Here is a 17,584-nt window from a genome sequence, read left to right as displayed (position 1 = left end):
CGCTCAACGGGTGCCTTCCTTGCTGGGCTGGGGTTTCATCAGTTGGGGCGGACCAGCGTCGGCGCCGTCGAAGCGCTGTCGCAAGTGGATTTCGGCCGCGGCCTGGCCGCGGGCGACCTCCTCGCCGAACATCCGGGCGCCGAGCACGGCCGCGCCGATGCGGTCTCGCATGCCGTCGGGGGTGAACGCCTCGGCGAGGCGGCGGACGCGGACCATGCCGTAGACGCCGGCAGCCGCACCCGCCGCGAACCAGACCGTGCCCTTCACGACGACACCTCGACGTCGGGGCGCAGGGTCGCGCGCTGGCGCGACTCCAGGTCACGGCGGGCGGCCCTGAGCATCAGGCGGCGCTCCTTGCGCGAGCGCTTGACCTCGCGCCTCATCTCGAACCGGATCCGGTTGCGCACCTCGGGCGACAGGGCCCGGCGCAGCCCCGCGGCGAGCGCGGCGGTCTTGATGACGCTCTCGCGCAGCACGATGTCGGCGAACATCGGCGCGGGTACGACGCGGGCCGGGACCCGGGGGCCGTGCTCCTGTCCGAGGTCGGTGATGACGTACTCGCGGTCGTCGACCACGGCGACCGGCGTCCGATCCCGGCGCGTGGCACGCTCCTGCCCGGCTGCCAGCTCCGCCTCGATGCCGGCCAGCTGCTCGCGCAGCGCGTCGGCGTCCTGCGCGGCCGCGGCGAGCAGTGCCTCGGTGTGGCTGCGCGCCTGGCGCACGGACCGGGACAGCCGGTACGCCGCGACGCCGAGCGCCACGACGGCGACGAGGGTCACCACGACCAGCCAGGTCGGGACGGCGAGCTCGGAGGTCACGACGGGCAAGCCTAGTGGTTGCCGCCAGAAGTTGTTCGTCGGCGACCCGGGTCTGAACGGAGTGGCCCCCGGGTGCGTGCATGGCAAGGCGGAGGAGCGAAGTCGTACCGTGTCGTCCTACGAGCGACGCCAACGCGGCCAGGTGCGTGCCCGGGGCGCGGGGCGCTCGAAGAACTTCTGGTGGCGACCACTATTTGCCGCGGATGATCCGGCGTACCCGCTCCCACCGCTGCTTGACCGCGGCCTCCGCGCCGAGCTCGGTCGGGCGGTAGTAGGCGGCGTCGAGGACGACGTCCGGGGCGTACTGCTGCTCGGCGACGCCGAACGGGGCGTCATGGCTGTAGACGTAGCCCTGGCCGTGGCCCAGCGACTTGGCGCCGGCGTAGTGGGCGTCGCGCAGATGGGGTGGGACCTGGCCGATCTTGCCGGCCCGGACGTCGGCGACGGCCTCGAAGATCGCGGTGGTCACGGCATTGGACTTGGGCGCGACGGCGAGCGCGATGGTGGCGTGGGCCAGCGTCAGCTGGGCCTCGGGCATGCCGATCAGCTGGACCGTCTGTGCGGCCGCGACCGCGGTGGTGAGCGCGGTCGGGTCGGCCAGGCCGATGTCCTCGCTGGCCAGGATCATCAGGCGGCGGGCGATGAACCGGGGGTCCTCCCCCGCCCCGATCATCCGCGCGAGGTAGTGCAGGGCGGCGTCGGCGTCGGAGCCGCGGACCGACTTGATGAAGGCGCTGACCACGTCGTAGTGCTGGTCACCGTCGCGGTCGTAGCGCACCGCCGCCTGGTCGGCCGCGGTCTCGGCGGTCTCGACGTCGATGGTGGTGCTGCCCTTGCTCCTCGCCGCCCCCGCCGCGGCTTCGAGGTAGGTCAGCGAGCGGCGGGCGTCGCCGCCGGCGAGACGCACGATGTGCTCGCGGGCCGCGTCCTCGAGCACCAGCTCGCCGTCGAGCCCACGCTCGTCGCCGACCGCCTGGTCGAGGACGGCGGCGATGTCGTCGTCGGTCAGCGACTGCAGGCGCAGCAGCAGGCTGCGCGAGAGCAGCGGCGAGATCACGCTGAACGACGGGTTCTCCGTGGTCGCCGCGACCAGGGTCACCCAGCGGTTCTCGACACCGGGCAGCAGGGCGTCCTGCTGGGCCTTGCTGAACCGGTGGACCTCGTCGACGAAGAGGACGGTCTCCTCCCCCGTCGCCACCAGCTGGCGCCGAGCCGAGTCGATCGCCGCCCGGACCTCCTTGACGCCGGCGGACACGGCTGAGACCTCGACGAAGCGCCGCCCGGTCTGCTGGCTGATGATCGAGGCGATCGTCGTCTTGCCGGTGCCGGGTGGCCCCCACAGCAGCAGCGAGAGCGACTGGTCGCCCTCGACCAGCTGCCGCAGCGGCGAGCCGGGCGCGCGCAGCTGCTCCTGGCCGACCAGCTCCTCGAGGGTGCGCGGACGCATCCGCACCGCCAACGGGGCGGAGGAGTGGGTGGCGTCGGCGAGCGAGCCGCCCGACGTCACTGCCCCGAACCCTGCGGACGAGCCCGGGGTGTCGAACAGCTGGGGCTCGTCATCCACGATGACCAAGCCTAGTCAGCCGTGACGACACCCTGCCGCCGAGGCCGGGCCTGAGGCTCAGGCGCGGCCGATCGACTTGTTGTCGAGGTCGAACCAGGTGTCGGCGTACCCGGGCTGCTCGACCAGGTCCGTGCTCGGGCTGGCACCCGGGTCGGGACGACCCTCGGCGTCGACGCCGAGCAGGCCGGCGGTCAGCGGCTCGTGGGGCGCCTGGCCCAGGCGACCCGGGAAGTGGCAGGCGACCTTGTGCTTGCGACCGATCTGGAGCAGCGGCGGCTCGTGCCGGGCGCAGATCTCCTGGGCGATCGGGCAGCGGGTGCGGAAGCGGCAGCCCGAGGGCGGGTTGATCGGGCTCGGGACGTCGCCCTGCAGCCGGATCCGCTCGATCCGGCCGCCCGTGGCGGCCTGCTTGACGTCGGGGACGGCCGACAGGAGCGCCTGGGTGTAGGGGTGGTGGGCGTTGTTGTAGATGGAGTCCCGGTCGCCGATCTCGACGATCTTGCCGAGGTACATGACTGCGATCTCGGGGCAGAAGTGCCGCACGATGGCGAGGTCGTGTGCGATGAAGAGGAACGCGACCCCGAACTCCTTCTGGATGTCCTGGAGCAGGTTGATGACCTGCGCCTGGATCGACACGTCCAGCGCGGAGACCGGCTCGTCGGCGACGAGGAGCTTGGGCTGCAGGGTCAGCGCGCGAGCGATGCCGATGCGCTGGCGCTGGCCGCCGGAGAACTCGTGGGGGTAGCGGTTGTAGTGCTCCGGGTTGAGGCCGACGATCTCGAGCAGCTCCTGCACGCGCGGCAGGATCTTGTCCTTGGGAAGCACCTTGTGGATCGCCAGCGGCGCACCGACGATCGAGCCGACCGTCTGTCGCGGGTTCAGCGAGGTGTACGGGTCCTGGAAGATCATCTGGATCTCGCGGCGCAGCGGCTTGAGCTCGGCCGGGCCCGCCTGGGCGATGTCCTGGCCCTCGAACCGGATCGCACCGGCCGTGGGCTTGTAGAGGCGGGTGATCAGGCGACCGGTCGTCGACTTGCCACAGCCCGACTCGCCGACCAGGCCGAGCGAGGTGGCCTCGGCGACCTGGAAGGAGACGCCGTCGACGGCCTGGACCTGGCCGACGGTACGGCGGATCAGGCCGGGCGACTTGACCGGGAAGTACATCCGCAGCTGGTCGACCTCGAGGATCGGCTTGGCATCGGCGGGCGCGACGGCGGCGCCGTGGCCCTCGACCCGCGCCACGGGCGCTGCGTCCTCGGGCTCCTGGCTGCCCACGTTGATCGTGTCGTTCGTCATCACAGCTCCTCGGCCAGGTCCGGTGCGATGACCGGCAGCACCTCGGCCGCGTAGATCGCGTCAGGGTTGGGCAGGTGGCAGCGCTTGGTGTGGATCTCGCCGCGCTGGCCGGGCACGAGCAGGGGCAGCTCGGTGCGGCACAGGTCGCCGGGCACCTTGTCGCGGTGCGGGCACCGCGGGTGGAAGGCGCACCCGGAGGGCGGGTTGAGCAGGCTGGGCGGGTTGCCCGGGATCGGGATCAGCCGCGCCTCGGTGTCGCCGGACAGGTCCGGGACGCTGGAGAGCAGGCCCCACGTGTAGGGCATCTCCGGGTGCGTGAGGATCTCCTTGCACGGACCGTGCTCGACCGCGCGGCCGGCGTACATCACCAGGACGTCGTCGGCCATCTCCGCCACGACGCCGAGGTCGTGGGTGATGATGATGATCGCCGAGTTGAACTCGCGCTGCAGGTCCTGCAGCAGGTCGAGGATCTGCGCCTGGACCGTCACGTCGAGCGCCGTGGTGGGCTCGTCGGCGATGAGCAGGTTGGGGTCGTTGATCAGCCCCATCGCGATCATCGCGCGCTGGCGCATGCCGCCGGAGAACTGGTGCGGGTAGTCGTTGACCCGCTTGTCGGGGTTGGGGATGCCGACCCGGTCGAGCATCTCGACGGCGCGCTGCTTGGCGACCTTCTTCGACACGTCGTGGTGCACCCGGTACGCCTCGGCGATCTGGTTGCCGACGGTGTAGTAGGGGTGCATCGCCGACAGCGGGTCCTGGAAGATCATCGAGACCTCGCGGCCGCGCTTCTTGCGCATCTCCTCGGCGCTGATGTCGAGGAGGTTGACGCCGTCGAGCACGATCTCGCCGCTCAGCTTGGCGTTGGTGCCGCGGTGCAGCCCCATGATCGCCATGCTGGACACGGACTTGCCGGATCCCGACTCGCCGACGATGCCGAGCGTCTTGCCGCGGTCGAGGTCGAAGGTCAGGCCGTTGACGGCCTTGACCAGGCCGTCCTGGGTCGGGAAGTGGACCTGCAGCTCGTTGACCGAGAGCAGCGGCGCGGAGGCCGTTTCCGTCGTGGTGAGCGGGGACGGGGAGGTGGTGGACATTCCGGGAGTTCCTCTCAGCCCAGCCGCACGCGCGGGTCGATGACGGCGTACAACAGGTCCACGATGATGTTGGCCAGGATCACGAAGGCCGCCAGCAGGACGACCAGGCCGACGGTCGTCGGCAGGTCGAAGTCCGAGCTCGCGCGCACGGCCAGCTTGCCCATGCCTGGGTAGTTGAAGACCGACTCGGTGATGATCGCGCCGCCCATCAGGCCGGCGAAGTCCAGGCCCGCCATGGTCACGATCGGGGTCAGGGCCGCACGCAGGGCGTGCTTGTAGGTCACGGTGCGCTCCGGCAGGCCCTTGGACCGTGCCGTGCGGACGTAGTCCTCCTGGAAGGACTCGATCACGTAGGACCGGGTCATGCGGACGTAGGCCGCCATGAAGAACAGGGCAAGGGTGATCGCGGGCAGCGTCAGGCTGGAGAGCCAGCCACCGACGCCTCCTTCGGCGATCGAGGTGTAGCGCGGGATCTCGGTGAGCCCCCACTTGATCGCGACGAACTTGTAGAGCACGAGCCCGACGAAGAACGTCGGGAAGGCATAGGCGATCAGGGACAGGCCGACCAGGCCGCGGTCGATGATGGAGCCCTTCTTCAGGGCCGCTGTGACTCCCAGCAGCACGCCGCCGACCATCCAGAGGATGAAGGCGGAGACCGCCAGGGAGAAGGACACCGGGAAGGTGTCCTTGATCAGGTTGGTGACGGTGTCACCGCGCTCGCGGGAGTAGCCGAGGCACGGAGCGTCGCAGTGGACGATGGTCTCCGGCGCCGTCTCGCGCAGCTTGGGGTCGTCGGGGTAGTCGCGCCCCTGGACGACGCCCTTCGCGAAGTCCACCCACTGGTTGGCGAACGAGTCGTCGTAGCCCATGGCGGCGGCCGTCTGCTTCTTCTGGGCGGCCGAGCAGTTCTTGCCGCAGATGAAGGACGCCTGGTCGATCGGGGAGGCGAAGAACAGGGCGAAGGTGACGATGCTCATCACGATGAGCATGATCACGCCGGCGAAGAGCCGACGGATGACGTACGCGAGCACAGCAGACCTCAGTGTGGGAGGAGACGACCGGTGGGCACCGACAGTCGGGGGCCGTCTTGGGGACGACCCCCGACTGTCATGTGGTGTGTTTAGCGGAGATTCACTTCGCCACGCCGAGGACGGCGAGGTCGGCGTAGCCGTTCACCGAGACGTTGTTCTCGTAGCCGGTGATCTTGCCACCGTGGACGAAGTTGAAGATCGTGATCTCCAGCGGGATGTAGGCGACGTCCTGACCCAGCTTGGCGTCGACAGCGGCCCACTTGTCAGCGGCAGCGTCGAGGTCGGGCTCGGCGTAGGCGTCGTCGATCATCTGGTTGACCTCGGGGCCACCCTTGTAGTTGCCGTAGTCGTTGCCGTTCGAGTCACCGGTCAGGTTGATCCGGCTGTCGAAGAGCGGCGGGATGACGGTGCCGGCGGACGACCAGTCAGCACCCCAACCACCCCAGGTGACGTCGAAGTCGGCGTCCGGCTTCTGGATCACGGAGTAGTAGGTGTCCTCCAGCGGGTCGAGCTCGGTCTGGAAGCCGGCCGCGTCCCAGCCGGCCTTCAGAGCGGAGGCCTGCTTGTCGGAGGTGGGGGTGCCACCCGAGTAGGTGAACTTGATCTTCACCGGCTTCGGGGCAGCGCACTTGTCGAGCGCGGCCTTGGCAGCGGTCTGGTCGCCGGACTCGCCCATGGCCTCGAACGCCGGGTTCGACTTGTAGCCGGGGACACCCGGGTTGATGACGGAGTCGGCGGCCTTGAAGTACTCGGGGCCACCGCCGGCCTTGATCCACGCCGCGCGGTCGGTCGCGAGCTTGAGCGCCTCACGGCAGTTCGCGTCCTTGAAGACCGGCGAGTTGAAGTTCGGCAGCACGTAGTCGACGTACGGCGACTCGACCTGGGTGTAGCGGTCCCCGGCCTCGTCCTTGCGGGTGAAGAGGGCCGGCGGGAGACGACGCTCGGTCACGGAGTACTGCGCGTCACCGGAGTCGGCGAGCAGCTGCTCGTAGATCGCCTCGTCGGTGTCACCCTCGCGGAAGTCCCAGGTGTCCGGGTAGGCCTTGCGGATCGTGTCCGTGGATGCGTCCCAGTTCTCGTTGCGGACGAACTTGCCGCCGGTGCCCTCCTTCCAGGTGCCGTCGAGCTTGTAGGGACCGTTGGAGATGATCACGAAGTTGTTCGCGTCACCCTTGTCGAGGTCCTCGCGGTACGGGTCCATGTAGCGCAGCTGCGCGATGGAGTTCGCGAAGTCCGGCCACGCCTTCTTGAACCGGTACGTGATCGTCTTGCCGTCGCAGGTGACGGCCTTGTCGTAGAGGTCCTGGCCCTTCTTGGTGTAGGGGCCCTTGTACTGCGGCAGGCCGTCGTCACCGGTCGGGATGTCCAGGTAGGTGAACAGGTAGTTGGCGGGACCACCGATGATCACGTCGGTCGCGAAGTTGCGCGACGCGCCGTACTTGAAGTCCTCACAGGTGATGTCCTTGCCGTCCTCCCACTTCACGCCGTCCTTGACGGTGAAGCTCCAGGACTTGCCGCCGTCGGTCGTGGTGCCGGTGTCGGTCGCCAGGTCCGGGACGGGCGTGGTGCCCTCGACCGGGTCGTTGGAGGCGGGCAGCGCCACCAGGCTGCGGTAGAACAGCCGGCCCGAGTTGTTGAGGTCACGGCCGATGTACATGCGCTGGGGGTCCCAGTGCTCGACGTTGCGGACACCGACGAGGAAGATGGCGTTGCCACCCTTCTCGGCCTTGCCCCCGCTGCTCCCGCTGTTGTCGCCGTCGTCACTGCCACCGCCGCACGCGGCGAGTGTCGCCGCGAGCGCTGTGGCAGCCACGGCAGCCAATGGCTTCTTGAAGGCCATCCAACTATCTCCTTTTCGGTAGTGACGCCGGCTCGGCCGGCGCCGCGATGCTCCGGGTCCCGTGTGATGTCGGCGGAGCACCGGGTCCTTTGTTGTTATCGGTGCGACTTGGGGTCGAGCGCGTCGCGGGCGCCGTCACCGACGAGGTTGAACACCACGACGATGAGGGCCAGCAGGGCACCCGGCAGGAAGAAGTACGTCGGGTCGGCGCTGGTGTAGCTGACCGAGTCGGCGAGGATGTTGCCCAGCGTCGGGGTCGGCGGCTTGATGCCGACGCCCAGGAAGTTGAACGCGGCCTCTGCGGAGATGTAGGCCGGCACGAGCAGCGTCACGTAGACCAAGACGGGCGCCCACACGTTGGGCAGCACCTCCTTGAAGTACAGCCGGCGGCGCGACGCACCCAGCAGGCGGGCGGCCTCGATGAACTCGCGCTCGCGGATCGAGAGCACCTGGCCGCGGACCACGCGGGCCACCGGCGGCCAGCCGAAGGCCGCGAGGATGACGATGACGAAGGCACCGTTGGCGAGGTCGGGGTTGCTGAAGAAGCCGAGCCCCGGGAAGTCGGACACGTCGCCGCGGATCATCACGACCACCGGGCCGGACAGGGCCAGCAGCATCAGGGTCTGCGGGAACGACAGCGTCAGGTCGATGATCCGGCCCACGACCGCGTCGACGAAGCCGCCGGAGAAGCCGGCGACGATGCCGAGGATCGCACCGATGACGACGGTGATGATCGTGCCGGTCAGCGCGATGGTGAGCGAGGACGTGATCGCCAGCATCAGGCGGGCGAGCAGGTCGCGGCCCAGGCCGGGGTCGACACCGAAGGGGTGGCTCCACGAGATCCCGCCGAAAGCGCCCTCGGGCACCACGCCGTCAGCCGACAGGAGGTTCTGGTGCTGCTCGTTGGGCGCCAGCACGCCGAGGGCCACCAGGATCGGCGCCGCGATCGCGCAGATGATGATGAACGCCGTCAGCACGAAGGAGATCATCGACAGCTTGTCGGCCCGGAACCGGGCGATGGCCAGCTGGGTGGGTGACCGGCCGGCCACCGAGACGACTGCGTCGTCCTCGACCGGGGTCTCGGTCTCGTGGATCTCCAGTTCGGAGCCCGGGATCGTCATCTTCACCTCGTCGCCGTGTGTCACGGATGCGACGCGGGCCACATCGGCCACGCGCCGTCCGTGACACTAGGCGCACCAGGTGCGTCAAGGCGATAGCGACGCGGTAACGGTTTGGTCTCGACGCCCGGCAAACCGTCCGGCGGAGGGGCCTCAGCCCTTGTTTTCCTCCGTCGGACGGGCATCCACACCGGCTTCCTTCCGCTGCTCCGGCGTGATCGGCGCGGGAGCGGCGGTCAACGGGTCGTAGCCGCCACCGGTCTTCGGGAAGGCGATGACGTCGCGGATGGAGTCCGTGCCGGCCAGCAGAGCGACCACCCGGTCCCAGCCGAACGCGATGCCGCCGTGCGGGGGCGCGCCGAACTTGAACGCCTCGAGCAGGAAGCCGAACTTCTCCTCGGCCTCGGCCTCGCCGATCCCCATCACCTCGAAGACCCGCTTCTGGATGTCCTCGCGGTGGATACGGATCGAGCCGCCGCCGATCTCGTTGCCGTTGCAGACGATGTCGTAGGCCCACGCCAGCGCGTTGCCGGGGTCGGTGTCGAAGGCCTCGAGGTCCTGCGGGCTGGTGAAGGCGTGGTGGACGGCGGTCCACGCTCCTCCGCCGACCGCGACGTCACCGGCGGCGGTGGCCTCGTCGGCGGGCTCGAACAGCGGCGCGTCGACGACCCACAGGAAGCTCCACGCGTCCTCGTCGAGCAGGCCGCCACGGCGGCCGATCTCGAGCCGGGCGGCGCCGAGCAGGGCACGGCTGGACTTCACCGCACCCGCCGCGAAGAAGATGCAGTCGCCGGGCTGCGCGCCGACGTGGGCGGCCAGGCCGGCCTTCTCCTCGTCGGTGATGTTCTTGGCCACCGGACCGCCGAGCTCGCCGTCCTCCTGGACCAGGACGTACGCCAGGCCCTTGGCACCGCGCTGCTTGGCCCACTCCTGCCAGGCGTCGAGCTGCTTGCGGGGCTGGCTCGCGCCGCCCGGCATCACCACGGCACCGACGTACGGCGCCTGGAAGACGCGGAACGGGGTGTCCTTGAAGTAGTCGGTGCACTCGACGAGCTCGAGGCCCATCCGCAGGTCGGGCTTGTCGGAGCCGTAGCGGGCCATCGCGTCGGCGTACGTCATCCGCGGCAGGGGTAGCGGGACGTCGTAGCCGATCAGCTTCCACAGCGCTGCGACGATCTGCTCGCCGAGGGCGATCACGTCGTCCTGGGTCACGAAGCTCATCTCGATGTCGAGCTGGGTGAACTCGGGCTGGCGGTCGGCGCGGAAGTCCTCGTCGCGGTAGCAGCGCGCGATCTGGTAGTAGCGCTCCATGCCGGCGACCATGAGCAGCTGCTTGAACAGCTGGGGGCTCTGCGGCAGGGCGTACCAGCTGCCGGGCTGCAGGCGCGCGGGCACCAGGAAGTCGCGGGCGCCCTCGGGCGTGCTGCGCGTCAGCGTCGGCGTCTCGATCTCGACGAAGTCGTGGCCGGCCAGCACGTCGCGGGCGGCCTTGTTGACGTTGCTGCGCAACCGGATCGCGCTGCCCGGGGCGCCGCGCCGCAGGTCGAGGTAGCGGTGCTTGAGGCGCACCTCCTCCCCCACGTCGACGTGGTCGCTGATCGGGAACGGCAGCGGCGCGGCGGCGCTGAGCACCTCGACGTCGCTCGCGACGACTTCGTAGTGGCCGGTCGGCAGGTTGGGGTTGATGTTGCCCTCGGTGCGCTCGACCACCTCACCGGTGACCTTCAGGCAGAACTCGCTGCGCAGCGGGTGCGCCACCTCGGGGTCGCGGATGACGACCTGGACCACGCCCGAGGCGTCGCGCAGGTCGATGAAGGCCACACCGCCGTGATCGCGCCGGCTGGCCACCCACCCGGTGAGGGTGACGGTCTTGCCGACGTTCGCAGGCACGGTCAGGTCGCCGGCGACATGGGTGCGGATCACTTGGATTCCCCTTCATCGATGGTGATGACCTGCGGTCGCAGGTCCTCGGTCGGAGGCTGCCACGTCGCCGGATCGGCGGCGACCTGGTTTCCGGAGCGGATGTCCTTGACCTCGCTCGTGCCGTCGGCCTGGCGGAACCAGACGTACGGGATGCCGCGCCGCTCGGCGTGGCGGATCTGCTTGCCGAACTTCGCGGCGGTGGGCGCGACCTCGCACGAGATGGCGCGGGCTCGCAGGGCGGTGGCGATCTCGTCGGCGTCGGCGCGGGACTCCTCGTCGGTGACCGCGACCAGGACCACGCTCGGCACGGAGCGGTCGGCGGTGAGAGCCCCGCGCTGGACGAGCGTCACGAGGAGCCGGCTGAGGCCGAGCGAGATGCCGACGCCGGGGTAGGTCGTACGCCCGTCGGAGGCGAGGGCGTCGTACCGGCCCCCGGAGCAGATCGAGCCGAGCGACTCGTAGCCGTCGAGGCGGGTCTCGAAGACGGTGCCGGTGTAGTAGTCCAGTCCCCGGGCGATGGACAGGTCGGCCTCGATGCGGGCGCGGTCGGTGGCGAGCGGCGCGCAGGCGCGGACCAGGGTGGCGAGCTCGTCGAGGCCCTCGTCGAGCAGCTCGTGGCTGACGCCGAGGTCGCGGACCCGCTGGACGAAGGAGTCGTCGACCGCCTTGATGGTGGCCAGGGCGAGGGCCTTGTCGGCCTGCTCCTCGCTGACCCCGGCCTCGGCCAGCAGCAGCTCGCGGACCTTGTCGGCCGGCAGCTTGTCGAGCTTGTCGACCAGGCGCATGACCTCGTCGATGCCGTCGCCCGACACGCCGAGGCCGGCGTAGAAGCCCTGGATCAGCTTGCGGTTGTTGACCTGGAGCCGGAAGCCGGGCAGACCGATCGAATCCGGGTGGGCCAGCTTGCCGAGCGCCTCGAGCATCACCCGCGCGACCTCGACGTCGTGGTGGAACGGGAGCGTGTCGCGCCCGACGATGTCGATGTCGGCCTGGGTGAACTCGCGGAAGCGGCCCTCCTGGGGCCGCTCGCCGCGCCACACCTTCTGGATCTGGTAGCGGCGGAACGGGAACTCGAGCTTGCCGGCGTTCTCGAGCACGAAGCGCGCGAAGGGGACGGTCAGGTCGAAGTGGAGCCCGATCCCCTTGTCTCTGTCACTGGCGGAGCCGTCCTCCGCTGCCTGCAAGCGCCGCAGGACGTAGACCTCCTTGGAGGTGTCGCCCTTGCGCAGCAGCTGGTCGAGCGGCTCCACGGCCCGGGTCTCGATGTTGGCGAACCCGTGCAGCTCGAAGGTGTGCGCGAGGGTCGCGATCACCTGCTGCTCGACGTAGCGCTGGGCAGGCAGGAGCTCGGGGAAGCCGCTCAGCGGCGTGGGCTTGGCCATCTCTACAGTCCTCGGGTGACGCGGCCGGCCGCGTTGTCGGTGCCGGAGTCGAGCAGGTCGAGCAGGAACGGGTTGGTGGCGCGCTCGCGGCCGATCGAGGTCTGCTCGCCGTGGCCCGGGAGCACCACGACGTCGTCGGCCAGCGGCAACACCTTGGTGGCCAGCGAGGCGAGCATCTTCGTATGGTCGCCGCCGGGCAGGTCGGTGCGGCCGATCGAGCCCTGGAAGAGCAGGTCGCCGGAGAACATGACCTCGGAGATGTCCGGGCCGCCGGATGTCCGGTCCCAGGGAGTGCGGAAGGTGACCGAGCCCTCGGTGTGGCCGGGGGTGTGGTCGACGAGGAAGCGCAGGCCCGCGAGCTCCAGGCTGGCGCCGTCGGCCAGCTCCGCGACGTCGTCGGGCTCGGTGAACTCGTAGTCGCCGCCGAGCAGCATGCCGGCCGACTCCCGCGAGATGCCCGCCATCGGGTCGGCGAGCAGGTGCCGGTCGCCCGGGTGGATCCACGCGGTGGCGTCGTACGTCCCGGCGACGGGGGTCACCGACCACATGTGGTCGATGTGGCCATGGGTCAGCAGCACGGCGACGGGCTTCAACCGGTGCTCGCGGACGACCTCCGCGACGCCGGCCGCGGCGTCCTTCCCGGGGTCGATCACGACGCACTCGGCGCCGGGTGCGGTGGCCGCGACGTAGCAGTTGGTGCCCCACGGTCCGGCGGGGAAAGCGGCGATCAGCACCGGCCCAGCCTATCGAGCGCTCCGGCTTTGATTAGCATGGGCCACTGTGACTACCTCCGACTGGGGCCGCGTCGGCGACGACGGCACCGTCTACGTGAAGACGACCGATGGCGAGCGGGCGGTCGGGCAGATGCCCGACGCGACGCCCGAGGAGGCCTTGGCCTTCTACACCAAGCGGTACGAGAACCTCTCGCTCGAGGTGGACCTGCTCCACCAACGGGTGCTGACCGGCGTGCTGTCGCCCGAGGAGGCGACGTCATCGGTCAAGCTCGTGCGCGAGCAGCTGGTCGACGTGCACGCCGTCGGGGACATCGCCGCCCTGGTCCGCAAGCTCGACGAGCTCGGCCCGGTCATCGCCACCCAGCGCGACGCCCGGCGTGCGGCGAAGGCGCAGCGGGTCGCCGACGCGCGGGCCGAGAAGGAGCGACTCGCCGGTGAGGCCGAGAAGATCGCCGCCGGGCGCGACTGGCGCAACGGCGCCAACCGGCTGCGCGAGCTCCTCGAGGAGTGGAAGAAGCTCCCCCGCATCGACAAGGCGGCCGACGACGAGCTGTGGCGGCGGTTCTCCTCGGCGCGCTCGGCGTACACGAAGGCGCGCAAGTCGCACTTCGCCGAGCAGGACGAGAAGCGCGAGGGCGCCCGCGTCATCAAGGAGCGCCTGGTCACCGAGGCCGAGGCGCTGGCGTCGTCGACCGAGTGGGGCCCGACCTCGGGCCGCTACCGCGACCTGATGCGCGACTGGAAGGCCGCCGGTCCGGCCCCCAAGGCCGTCGACGACGAGCTCTGGCGCCGCTTCCGCGGCGCCCAGGACACCTTCTTCGGCGCCCGCGACGCCGCCAACGCCGCCCTCGACACGGAGTTCGCCGCGAACGCCGTGGTCAAGGAGGAGCTGTTGGTCGAGGCCGAGGCGATCGCCGCCGCCCTGGAGTCGTCCGGGGACCTGGCGGCCGCGAAGACGGCCTTCCGCGTCGTCGCCGAGAAGTGGGACGAGGCCGGCAAGGTCCCGCGCGACCGCATCAAGGATCTCGAGGGCCGCATGCGCGCCGTCGAGCAGGTCATCCGCCGCGCCGAGGACGACCAGTGGCGTCGTACCGACCCCGAGAAGTCGGCCCGCGCCGACGACATGGTCTCCAAGCTCGAGGCCGCCATCGCCGAGGCCGAGGCCAAGCTCGACGCCGCCCGGGCGCGCGGGGACGAGAAGAAGGTCCGCGAGCTCGAGGAGAACCTCCAGGGGCGCCGGTCGTTCCTCGAGATGGCCAAGAAGGCGTCGGCCGACTTCAGCTGACGTGCTCGTAGGTGCATGAATCCCCGGCCGGCCGGGGATTCATGCGCTTGTTGGGGGTTACAACACCTGACAGGTGCATGAGCTGCCCGTCCGGTGGTGCGCGTGGGACTGGCGAGCCTGTCAGCGCGGGCCACGCGCAGCGGCAGCCGACGCGATCACGGCCCGGATCCGGCTCTCCAGGCGCACAGGATCAGCGAGGTCGCCCCACGTGATCCTGACGCACCGCCATCCCGTCAGCTCGGCGATGCAGCTTTCTCTCTGTTTCTCCCGAATGACCGCGTCGGCGACGCTCTCGCCCGGGCGTCGGAACTTGAGGTACTTCTCCTTGCCATCGAACTCGATCCAGATCCCGAGGTCCGGAAAGGCGAAGTCAAGCAAGGCGAGGAACAGCGCGCCATCGGAGACCTCAAACTGCGGGATCGGCGCCGGGAAGTGATGTCGCCACAGGAAGTAGTGCGTCCGACTCTCCCCAACCGACGCGATCCGCGAATCGCCAAGCCGCAGTACGAGGTCGGTGTTCAAGGAGGACGGCCACCGATCCATCCCGTGTTCGTACCGCTCTCGGACTGCTCGACGGTGAAGTCACCACGATGGAGGAAGTAGTTCAGTACGACGAGGCCTGCCTCGACCGTCGCTAACGTCGCAACCTCGAGCGTCGCCCGCATCGGTGCGACGACCTCGATGTCGCCGACTTCGACGATATCGCCGTCCATGATCGCGCCACGGTGTTGCTGGATCCCCGCCTCGTGCCGTCCGCTCTTCCCGTCCTTGCGCAACAAGTGGACGTCGTCTAGCGGCAGATCCCACATCGGACCGCCGACGAAGGGAAGCGACGACACGTGGCTGGCCACCGCGTCCGTACACGCTTGGCGAATGGCGGCCCGGACGCGAACCGCGTAGCGGTCCTCCTTCGTCAGCGAGCGCCAAACCACGCCGTCGACGTACGCACCTCTACGTGGCTTGCCCAGCACGCCAGCTGCAACGGCGCGGGCCAGGCTGCGGTCGGTGTGGCCGAGCTTGATCATTTCCTTGCGCAAAGCGATCTCGACCATGCACGGGTGATTGGGTTCCAGATACATACCCGGCGCTCTGCCCGCGCGGGCGCCGCCGTCACACCTGCGACCTGCCGGCCTGTGGATGCGAGCGTGAATCTCGTGTTCCAACGGGCACTTCATGTACTGGTTGGGGTTTGCAAACCCCAACCAGTACATGAATCCCCGGCCGGCCGGGGATTCATGCAGCCGCGGCAGTGCTACTGCGTGACCCGATAGGCGTCGAACACGCCGGGGACGGAGCGGACCGCGTTGAGCACCGTGTCGAGGTGCTTGGCATCGGCCATCTCGAAGGTGAAGCGGGACTTCGCCGTGCGGTCGCGGGAGGTCGTGAGGTTCGCCGACAGGATGTTCACGTGGGCGTCGGACAGCACCATGGTGATGTCGGACAGCAGGCGGGAGCGGTCGAGGGCCTCGACCTGGATGTTGACCAGGAAGGTCGACTGACCGGTGGGGGCCCACTCGACGTCGACGAGCTTCTCGGGCTGGGCCAGCAGGCTGGCGGCGTTGGTGCAGTCCTTGCGGTGCACCGAGACTCCGCCGCCCTTGGTGACGAACCCGAGGATCGTGTCGGGCGGGACGGGGGTGCAGCACTTGGCGAGCTTGACCCACACGTCGGGCGAGCCGGTGACGATGACGCCGGCGTCGCCGCTCGTGGGCCGGCGGGGACGGCCGCGGCGGCCGGTGATGGTGACGGCCTCGGCGAGATCCTCCTGGGCGCCCTCGTCGCCGCCGTGGAGCTCGATGACCTTGCGTACGACGGTCTGCGCGCCGAGGTTGCCCTCGCCGACGGCGGCGTAGAGCGCGCTGACGTCGGTGAGGCGGAACGCGGACGCGACGAGGGTGAGCGAGTCGTGGGACAGCAGGCGCTTGAGGGGCAGGCCCTCCTTGCGCATCAGCTTGGCGATCTCGTCCTTGCCGCGCTCGATCGCCTCCTCGCGCCGCTCCTTCGTGAACCACTGGCGGATCTTGGAGCGGGCGCGCTGCGACTTGACGAAGTTCAGCCAGTCGCGCGACGGGCCGGCGCCCTCGGCCTTTGAGGTGAAGACCTCGACGACGTCGCCGTTCTCGAGGGTCGACTCGAGCGGCACGAGGCGGCCGTTGACCCGGGCGCCGATCGTGCGGTTGCCGACCTCGGTGTGCACGGCGTACGCGAAGTCGACCGGGGTGGAGCCGGACGGCAGCGCGATGACGTCGCCGCGCGGGGTGAACACGTAGGTCTCGGCCTGGTTGATCTCGAAGCGCAGGGACTCCAGGAACTCGCCCGGGTCCTCGACCTCGCTCTGCCAGTCGAGCAGCTGGCGCACCCAGCTCATGTCGTCGAGGTCGCCGGGCCGGTCGGTGTCGTTGCCGGCCCGCCCGTCCTCCTTGTACTTCCAGTGCGCCGCGACGCCGTACTCCGCGCGGCGGTGCATCGCGAAGGTGCGGATCTGCATCTCGACCGGCTTGCCCTGCGGGCCGATGACCGTCGTGTGCAGCGACTGGTACATGTTGAACTTCGGCATCGCGACGTAGTCCTTGAACCGGCCCAGGACCGGGTTCCACCGTGAGTGGAGCACGCCGAGGACGCCGTAGCAGTCGCGGTCCTCCTCGACGAGGATGCGGATGCCGACGAGGTCGTAGATGTCGGAGAAGTCGCGGCCGCCGACGATCATCTTCTGGTAGATCGAGTAGTAGTGCTTCGGCCGGCCGGTGACCGTCGCCTTGATCTTCGCCTCGCGCAGGTCCTTCTCGACCTGGGAGATGACCTCGGCGAGGAAGGAGTCGCGCGACGGCGCGCGCTCGGCGACCAGGCGCACGATCTCGTCGTAGATCTTGGGGTGGAGGGTCGCGAAGGCGAGGTCCTCGAGCTCCCACTTGATGGTGTTCATGCCGAGCCGGTGGGCCAGCGGGGCGTAGATGTCGAGCGTCTCGCGGGCCTTCCGCTCCTGCGTGGACTGCTTGACGAAGCGCAGCGTGCGCATATTGTGGAGCCGGTCGGCGAGCTTGATGACCAGCACCCGGATGTCGCGCGACATCGCGACGATCATCTTGCGGATGGTCTCGGCGTTGGCCGAGTCGCCGTAGACGACCTTGTCGAGCTTCGTGACGCCGTCGACGAGCAGCGCGACCTCGTCACCGAAGTCGCGGCGACACTCCTCGAGGGTGTACGGCGTGTCCTCGACCGTGTCGTGCAGCAGGGCGGCCACCAGGGTCGGCTCGGTCATGCCGATGCCGGCGAGGATGGTGGTCACCGCGAGCGGGTGGGTGATGTAGGGATCGCCGCTCTTGCGCTTCTGGTCGGCGTGCAGCCGCTCGGCAGTGAGATAGGCGCGCTCCAGGAGCTGAAGGTCGGCCTTCGGGTGGTTGGCCCGCACCGCGCGGAACAACGACTCGAGGACCGGGTTGGACACCTGGCCGCGACTGCCCATCCGGGCCAGCCGGGCCCGCACGCCGCGCCCGCCACCGGG

Annotated in this window: 15 protein-coding genes; 1 reads left to right on the top strand and 14 read right to left on the bottom strand. The window is 69.6% G+C overall.

What is annotated here, in order from left to right; all coding sequences use genetic code 11:
* Positions 1-3 precede the first annotated feature (3 nt).
* The 11 genes from QI633_RS11565 to QI633_RS11515 form a co-directional block, all read right to left on the bottom strand.
* Entirely contained in the window at positions 4-267 is a 264-nt protein-coding gene (locus tag QI633_RS11565) for a DUF6167 family protein (protein WP_141799066.1), read from the bottom strand.
* On the bottom strand, positions 264-818 hold the full coding sequence (locus QI633_RS11560; RefSeq protein WP_282429051.1) for a hypothetical protein: 555 nt from the start codon (positions 816-818) through the stop codon (positions 264-266). Before QI633_RS11560 ends, QI633_RS11565 begins: the two co-directional genes overlap by 4 nt.
* Positions 819-1,008: 190 nt before the next feature.
* Positions 1,009-2,382, bottom strand: a complete 1,374-nt coding sequence (locus tag QI633_RS11555; protein WP_282429050.1) for a replication-associated recombination protein A — start codon at positions 2,380-2,382, stop codon at positions 1,009-1,011.
* 57 nt (positions 2,383-2,439) lie between these two features.
* The gene (locus tag QI633_RS11550; protein ID WP_141799068.1) at positions 2,440-3,678 is read right to left on the bottom strand and encodes a dipeptide ABC transporter ATP-binding protein; all 1,239 of its coding nucleotides are present in this window, start codon (positions 3,676-3,678) and stop codon (positions 2,440-2,442) included.
* Positions 3,678-4,769, bottom strand: a complete 1,092-nt coding sequence (locus QI633_RS11545; RefSeq protein ID WP_141799069.1) for an ABC transporter ATP-binding protein — start codon at positions 4,767-4,769, stop codon at positions 3,678-3,680. Before QI633_RS11545 ends, QI633_RS11550 begins: the two co-directional genes overlap by 1 nt.
* Positions 4,770-4,783: 14 nt before the next feature.
* The gene (locus tag QI633_RS11540) at positions 4,784-5,800 is read right to left on the bottom strand and encodes an ABC transporter permease (RefSeq protein WP_141799070.1); all 1,017 of its coding nucleotides are present in this window, start codon (positions 5,798-5,800) and stop codon (positions 4,784-4,786) included.
* Positions 5,801-5,900: 100 nt separating this feature from the next.
* Positions 5,901-7,640 carry an ABC transporter substrate-binding protein gene (locus QI633_RS11535; RefSeq protein WP_141799071.1) on the bottom strand — a complete coding sequence of 580 codons (1,740 nt, stop codon included), beginning with the start codon at positions 7,638-7,640 and terminating at the stop codon, positions 5,901-5,903.
* A 95-nt stretch (positions 7,641-7,735) separates the two neighbouring features.
* On the bottom strand, positions 7,736-8,761 hold the full coding sequence (locus tag QI633_RS11530) for an ABC transporter permease (RefSeq protein WP_141801096.1): 1,026 nt from the start codon (positions 8,759-8,761) through the stop codon (positions 7,736-7,738).
* Between the two features lie 150 nt (positions 8,762-8,911).
* The gene (aspS, locus tag QI633_RS11525) at positions 8,912-10,681 is read right to left on the bottom strand and encodes an aspartate--tRNA ligase (RefSeq protein ID WP_282429049.1); all 1,770 of its coding nucleotides are present in this window, start codon (positions 10,679-10,681) and stop codon (positions 8,912-8,914) included.
* Positions 10,678-12,063 (bottom strand): histidine--tRNA ligase, encoded by a 1,386-nt coding sequence (gene hisS, locus QI633_RS11520; RefSeq protein WP_282429048.1) that lies wholly within the window; start codon positions 12,061-12,063, stop codon positions 10,678-10,680. Before hisS ends, aspS begins: the two co-directional genes overlap by 4 nt.
* A 2-nt stretch (positions 12,064-12,065) precedes the next feature.
* Positions 12,066-12,797 carry an MBL fold metallo-hydrolase gene (locus tag QI633_RS11515; protein WP_282429047.1) on the bottom strand — a complete coding sequence of 244 codons (732 nt, stop codon included), beginning with the start codon at positions 12,795-12,797 and terminating at the stop codon, positions 12,066-12,068.
* A 46-nt stretch (positions 12,798-12,843) separates the two neighbouring features.
* On the opposite strand from QI633_RS11515, the gene QI633_RS11510 reads away from it, so the two are divergent.
* On the top strand, positions 12,844-14,082 hold the full coding sequence (locus QI633_RS11510; protein WP_260806025.1) for a DUF349 domain-containing protein: 1,239 nt from the start codon (positions 12,844-12,846) through the stop codon (positions 14,080-14,082).
* Between the two features lie 120 nt (positions 14,083-14,202).
* On the opposite strand, the gene QI633_RS11505 is transcribed toward QI633_RS11510, so the two are convergent.
* The 3 genes from QI633_RS11505 to QI633_RS11495 all read right to left on the bottom strand — a co-directional run bounded on the left by QI633_RS11505 (position 14,203) and on the right by QI633_RS11495 (position 17,545).
* Positions 14,203-14,604 carry a hypothetical protein gene (locus QI633_RS11505; RefSeq protein ID WP_282429046.1) on the bottom strand — a complete coding sequence of 134 codons (402 nt, stop codon included), beginning with the start codon at positions 14,602-14,604 and terminating at the stop codon, positions 14,203-14,205.
* Positions 14,601-15,134 (bottom strand): hypothetical protein, encoded by a 534-nt coding sequence (locus QI633_RS11500; RefSeq protein WP_282429045.1) that lies wholly within the window; start codon positions 15,132-15,134, stop codon positions 14,601-14,603. Before QI633_RS11500 ends, QI633_RS11505 begins: the two co-directional genes overlap by 4 nt.
* Before the next feature lie 200 nt (positions 15,135-15,334).
* Complete coding sequence (locus QI633_RS11495) at positions 15,335-17,545, bottom strand: bifunctional (p)ppGpp synthetase/guanosine-3',5'-bis(diphosphate) 3'-pyrophosphohydrolase (RefSeq protein WP_260806585.1); 2,211 nt, start codon at positions 17,543-17,545, stop codon at positions 15,335-15,337.
* Positions 17,546-17,584: the final 39 nt, after the last annotated feature.

This window comes from Nocardioides sp. QY071, from assembly GCF_029961765.1.
GTDB lineage: Bacteria > Actinomycetota > Actinomycetes > Propionibacteriales > Nocardioidaceae > Nocardioides.
Note: the sequence above shows the minus strand (reverse complement) of the source record. Positions and strands in the feature narration are given on the sequence as shown.